Here is a 4,950-nt window from a genome sequence, read left to right on the forward strand (position 1 = left end):
CCGGCGCCGTCGCCGCGCAGGGTGACGATCGTGTTGCCGTTGCGGTCGACGACCGCGACCGACACCCGCTGGTTCTCCTTCTCGGCGGCGTCGAGGGTCGCCTGCGCGGCCTTCGTGGCAGCCTCGATCGTCAGGTGGGCGGTGCGGGTGGTGTTCTTGTTCTTGGCGTCCGCCGTGGCGACGGCGGCGGCCGGCGCGGCGGCCGTGTCCTCGCCGGTGGCGCTCGCGGAGTAGGCCCCGAAGCCGCCGAGGGCGAGAGCGGCGACGATCGCGCCACCGGTCACGACACGGGTGCGCGAGGAGGCCTTCTTCACGTGCTTCATGGGATCTGCTCCAGTGAACTCGGGGAATCGCGGGGGCCGTCGGGAAGCCGTGGCCCGCTCTCCCCTCCATCCTGGGCGCGCACCCCCGCGCCGTCCGTCGGCGTCCCGGCTGCGTCCTGCGCCCGCAACGGTGGACCCCGGGGTCATCCGATCGGTTGACCCCGGGGTGGCGGGGACCGCGCCGTCAGTGCCCCCGCGTCTCCTCGCCCCACCGCGCCGCCAGTTCGGTGAAGGCGCCCGCCGCCGCGCTCCGGTAGCCGGCCGCGCGCCGCAGGAGGGCGACCGCGCGGGCCGGGAGCGCGGGGGAGAGCGGCACCGGGCTCAGCCGGGGCTGGTCCCGGGTGACGGCGTCGGGCAGGACCGTGGCCAGGGTCGTGCGCCGGACGATCTCGGTGAGCGCGGTCACGGAGTTGGCCTCGACCGCGATCACGGGCCGGACGCGGTGCCCGGACACGTACGCGTCGATGTGCAGCCGGGTGGCGAAGTCCGCGCTGAGCAGCGCCAGATGATGCCCGGTCAGCTCGTCGGCCGGCACCGGCTCGGTCCGTCCGGCGAAGGGGTGGTCGGGGCCCACGACGAGACCGAGGGTCTCCGTGAACAGTTCCGTGGCCTCGACCCCCGGGAGGTGCTCGCCGTGGAAGGCGATGCCCAGGTCCAGCCGGTCGGCGAGGAGCTCGGCCTCGATGCGGTCCTGGGGCAGCTCCCGCACCTCCACTCCGATGCCCGGGTGGCGGGCGTGGAAGCCGGCGACGAGCGGGCCGGTGAGGTACGCGGTGAACGTGGGCGTGACGGCGAGCCGGAGGTGGCCCCGGGACAGGTCGCGGACGTCGAGCACCGCCCGTTCGCCCGCCGCCAGGTCCCGCAGGGCGCGCCGGGCGTGGCGCGCGTACGTCTCCCCGGCGTCCGTGAGGCGCACGGTGCGGCCGGTGCGGTCCAGAAGCTGCGCCCCGAGGGCCTTCTCCAGCTGCCTGATCTGCTGGGACAGCGTCGGCTGGGCGATCCGGAGCTCCTCGGCGGCCCGGGTGAAGCTGGCGTGCTCGGCGACGGCGAGCAGATAGCGGAGATGGCGGAGTTCCGGCTGCATGCGACCGACTATAGATCGCATCTATAGCAGACATCGACAACAGGTCTTGGACGCTATAGCCCCTGGTCGTGCACGGTGGGGACATGCCCCACTTCGCCGAGGGAATCGCCCGCTTCCAGCGGGAGGTCTTCCCTGCCAAGGCCGGCCTCTTCGCCCGCCTGGCCACCGCCCACCGGCCCCGCACGCTGTTCATCGGCTGCTCGGACGCCCGTGTCGTACCCGAACTGATCACCCAGACCGATCCCGGCGAGCTCTTCGTCATCCGTACCGCCGGCAACCTCGTCCCCGCCCACACCCCGGGCGCGGACGGAGTCACCGCCGGTGTCGAGTACGCCGTCGCGGTCCTGGGCGTGCGGGACATCGTCGTCTGCGGGCACTCCGCCTGCGGCGCGATGACCGCGCTCGCCGAGGGCCACGACCTGAGCGCCGCGCCCGCCGTCGCCGCCTGGCTGCGGCACGCCGACGCCTCCGTCGCCCGCGCGGCGGCCGGCGGGCCGGCCGACGTGGCCGCCCTGGTCCGGGAGAACGTCGCCGCGCAGCTGGCGAACCTGGCCACCCACCCCTCGGTGGCCCGCGCCCTGGCCGCCGGCGAGGTACGGCTGCACGGCTGGGTCTTCGACATCGCCGACGGCACCGTCGAGGAACTCCCCGCCGCGGCCGCCCCCGCGCTCGCCGCCTGAACCCCCGCTCCCCCTCAAGGAAGGACGTACCCCTCGTGGTGCACTCCCAGTTCGACCCCACCGCCCGTCGCGCCCTCGCGGTCGCCGCCGTCGACGCCAAGATCCGCAAGGACCTGAGCTGGCAGCAGATCGCGGACGTCTCCGGCCACTCCGTCGCCTTCACCACCGCCGCCGTCCTCGGCCAGCACGCCCTGCCGGAGCACTCCGCCCGGGCCGTCGCCGAGCTCCTCGGCCTCGACGAGGACGCGGTGCGCCTGCTGCGCACGATCCCCACGCGCGGCTCCCTCGACGGCGCCGTCCCCACCGACCCGACCGTCTACCGCTTCTACGAGATGCTCCAGGTCTACGGAACGACGCTCAAGGAGCTCGTGCACGAGCAGTTCGGCGACGGGATCATCTCGGCGATCAACTTCAGGCTGGACGTGAAGAAGGTCGCCGACCCGGAGGGCGGCGAGCGCGCCGTCATCACCCTGGACGGCAAGTACCTGCCGACCAAGCCCTTCTGACGCCGCCCCCGGCGCGGGGCCGGCCACCACCGCCGGCCCCGCCCCGGAGGAGGTCCGGCCGAGGTCCGGGAAACCGGCCCGGAGCGCGCGCGACGGCCTCAGCTTCCGGGGGCCCCGCACACGGTTCTATGGTGGGCGGCGCAGATCGCGCGGACCGCGCGGTCCTCCGCGGGCACGCGCCCGATCCGGCGGCCAACCCGGCGGCAGGGTCGCACCCGCACGACACGAGGAGTTCCATGGACATCGCCGGCTCCGCCGCTCTCGTCACCGGCGCCGCCTCCGGCCTCGGCGCCGCCACCGCCGCCGCGCTCGCCGCGCGCGGCGCCACCGTCTACGGCCTGGACCTGGACAAGGCCGTGGCCGCGGCCGGAGCGCTGCCCGAGGGCGTCCGGCTGCTCGCCGCGGACGTCACCGACGAGGACCAGGTGCGCGAGGCGCTCGCCGCGGTCGACGCCGACGGCGCCGAGCTGCGGCTCGCCGTGAACTGCGCCGGCATCGCCCCCTCCGCCCGCATCCTGGGCCGCAAGGGACCGCACGACCTCGACCTGTTCCGCGCGGTGCTGAACGTCAACCTGCTCGGCACCTTCAACGTGATGCGGCTCGCCGCCGAGGCCATCGCCCGCCACGAGCCGGACGAGCACGGACAGCGCGGCCTCGTCGTCAACACCGCCTCGATCGCCGCCTTCGAGGGCCAGGTCGGCCAGATCGCGTACGCCGCCTCCAAGGCGGGCGTCGCCGGCATGACCGTCACCGCCGCGCGTGACCTGGCCCAGTTCGGCATCCGGGTCGTCACGATCGCCCCCGGCATCGTCGACACCCCGATGATGGCCGGGTTCGGCGAGGACGTCCGGGCCGGTCTCGCCGCGAGCGTCACCTTCCCGCAGCGCCTCGCGCGCCCGGAGGAGTACGCCCGGCTCGTGACGATGATCGCCGAGCACGACTACCTCAACGGCGAGACGATCCGGATGGACGGCGCCCTGCGGATGACCGCCCGCTGAGCCTCCGTACCCCCGTGGCAGCACTCGGTGTCGGAACTGTCCGGCACCGAGTGCCGCACCGGCGCGCCGCGAATGTTAGGTTCGGGCCATGGGAACAGCGTCGACGAACTCCACGAAGCCCGCGATGCGGGACTCCCTCATCGCCGCGGCCTTCCAGCTCTTCCTGGAGCGGGGCTACGAGCAGACCACCGTCGACGACATCGTCACCCTCGCGGGCGTCGGCCGACGGTCCTTCTTCCGGTACTTCCCGTCGAAGGAGGACGTGGTCTTCCCCGACCACGAGCAGTGCCTCGCCGACATGACCCGCTTCCTCGCGGCGAGCGCCGACTCCGACGACCCGGTCGTCCGCGTCTGCGACGCCGCCCGGCTCGTCATGCGGATGTACGCCGAGAACCCCACCTTCTCCGTGCAGCGCTACCGGCTCACCCGCGAGGTGGCCGGACTGCGCACGTACGAGCTGTCGGTGGTCTGGCGGTACGAGAAGACCCTCGGCGACTACCTGCGCACCCGCTGGGCCGACCGCCGGGACGGCACCCTGCGAGCCAACGTCGTCGCGGCGGCCGTGGTCGCCGCCCACAACCACGCCCTGCGGCACTGGCTGCGCTCGGGCGGCGAGGGCGACCCGCTGGCCGAGGTCGACGGGGCCCTGGAGTTCGTCCGCTCCACGTGGGCCACGGGCCAGGTCGTGGACGCGCCGGCCGAGGAGGCCGAGGACGTCGTCGTGGTGATCACCAAGCGCTCCACCCCCATGTGGCGCGTGGTGCGCGAGGTGGAGTCGAGCCTCGGCGAGGGCTGAGGGGCCGGACGGAGCCCTTCAGGGTTCTCAGTATCTCGAATTGAGGGAACTCAGGTCTTTATTTGATGGCACTCAGTGCCATATCTTTGCTCCATGCACGGTCGAGCCGTCGAGTGCAAGGAGAAGGCATCGTGTTCCACACGGGACTGAGGAGCGGGACCGCCGTCCAGGCCGACGAGCCGGCCCCCGACCCCGAGCTGTACTTCCAGCGCTGCCGCTGGTGCCACACCACCACCTTCCAGCGCCTGCTCTGTCCGACCTGTGGGTCGACCGACCTCGCGCCCGAACTCAGCGAGGGCGAGGGTGTGATCTCCGTGCGCCGCGGGGTCGCCGCCGCCGACGCCGACCTCTGGCCGGTCCACATGACGGAGGGCTTCGTGGTCCGCTGCCGGGTCGACGGACCGCCGCACGCGGTGCGCCCCGGCGTCCGGGTCAAGGTCTCCGGCACCGCGGTCTCCGGACGCAGGCCGGTCGTGCGGCTCTGCGAGGAGGTCCCGCTCGACGGCTGGTACTCCCCCAGATACGTACATGACATGCGGACGGGCGGGCGCACGGATCGTATC

7 protein-coding genes are annotated in these 4,950 nt (G+C 73.5%); 5 read left to right on the top strand and 2 right to left on the bottom strand.

Annotated elements, in window-relative coordinates:
* Nucleotides 1-314, bottom strand: a 314-nt coding sequence (locus ACFV2S_RS37730) for a heme-binding protein (protein ID WP_385570843.1), incomplete at its 3' end; no start/stop codon positions are given.
* Between the two features lie 193 nt (nucleotides 315-507).
* On the bottom strand, nucleotides 508-1,407 hold the full coding sequence (cynR, locus tag ACFV2S_RS37735) for a transcriptional regulator CynR (RefSeq protein ID WP_385570830.1): 900 nt from the start codon (nucleotides 1,405-1,407) through the stop codon (nucleotides 508-510).
* Between the two features lie 83 nt (nucleotides 1,408-1,490).
* Between cynR and ACFV2S_RS37740 the strand changes: the two genes are divergently transcribed.
* The 5 genes from ACFV2S_RS37740 to ACFV2S_RS37760 form a co-directional block, all read left to right on the top strand.
* The gene (locus ACFV2S_RS37740) at nucleotides 1,491-2,087 is read left to right on the top strand and encodes a carbonic anhydrase (protein WP_385570832.1); all 597 of its coding nucleotides are present in this window, start codon (nucleotides 1,491-1,493) and stop codon (nucleotides 2,085-2,087) included.
* A 35-nt stretch (nucleotides 2,088-2,122) separates the two neighbouring features.
* Nucleotides 2,123-2,593, top strand: a complete 471-nt coding sequence (gene cynS / locus ACFV2S_RS37745) for a cyanase (protein WP_385570835.1) — start codon at nucleotides 2,123-2,125, stop codon at nucleotides 2,591-2,593.
* 236 nt (nucleotides 2,594-2,829) lie between these two features.
* On the top strand, nucleotides 2,830-3,591 hold the full coding sequence (locus tag ACFV2S_RS37750; protein ID WP_385570837.1) for an SDR family NAD(P)-dependent oxidoreductase: 762 nt from the start codon (nucleotides 2,830-2,832) through the stop codon (nucleotides 3,589-3,591).
* A gap of 88 nt (nucleotides 3,592-3,679) precedes the next feature.
* On the top strand, nucleotides 3,680-4,387 hold the full coding sequence (locus ACFV2S_RS37755) for a TetR family transcriptional regulator (protein ID WP_352018860.1): 708 nt from the start codon (nucleotides 3,680-3,682) through the stop codon (nucleotides 4,385-4,387).
* Nucleotides 4,388-4,518: 131 nt separating this feature from the next.
* Nucleotides 4,519-4,950, top strand: a 432-nt coding sequence (locus tag ACFV2S_RS37760; RefSeq protein ID WP_385570840.1) for a zinc ribbon domain-containing protein, incomplete at its 3' end; no start/stop codon positions are given.

Source organism: Streptomyces sp. NPDC059695, assembly GCF_042733785.1.
Classification (GTDB): Bacteria; Actinomycetota; Actinomycetes; order Streptomycetales; family Streptomycetaceae; genus Streptomyces.

Coding starts and splice junctions, on each gene's coding strand:
- ACFV2S_RS37755 (WP_352018860.1), top strand. CDS start 3,680: ATGGGAACAGCGTCGACGAACTCCACGAAGCCCGCGATGCGGGACTCC.
- cynR (WP_385570830.1), bottom strand. CDS start 1,407: ATGCAGCCGGAACTCCGCCATCTCCGCTATCTGCTCGCCGTCGCCGAG.
- ACFV2S_RS37750 (WP_385570837.1), top strand. CDS start 2,830: ATGGACATCGCCGGCTCCGCCGCTCTCGTCACCGGCGCCGCCTCCGGC.
- ACFV2S_RS37740 (WP_385570832.1), top strand. CDS start 1,491: ATGCCCCACTTCGCCGAGGGAATCGCCCGCTTCCAGCGGGAGGTCTTC.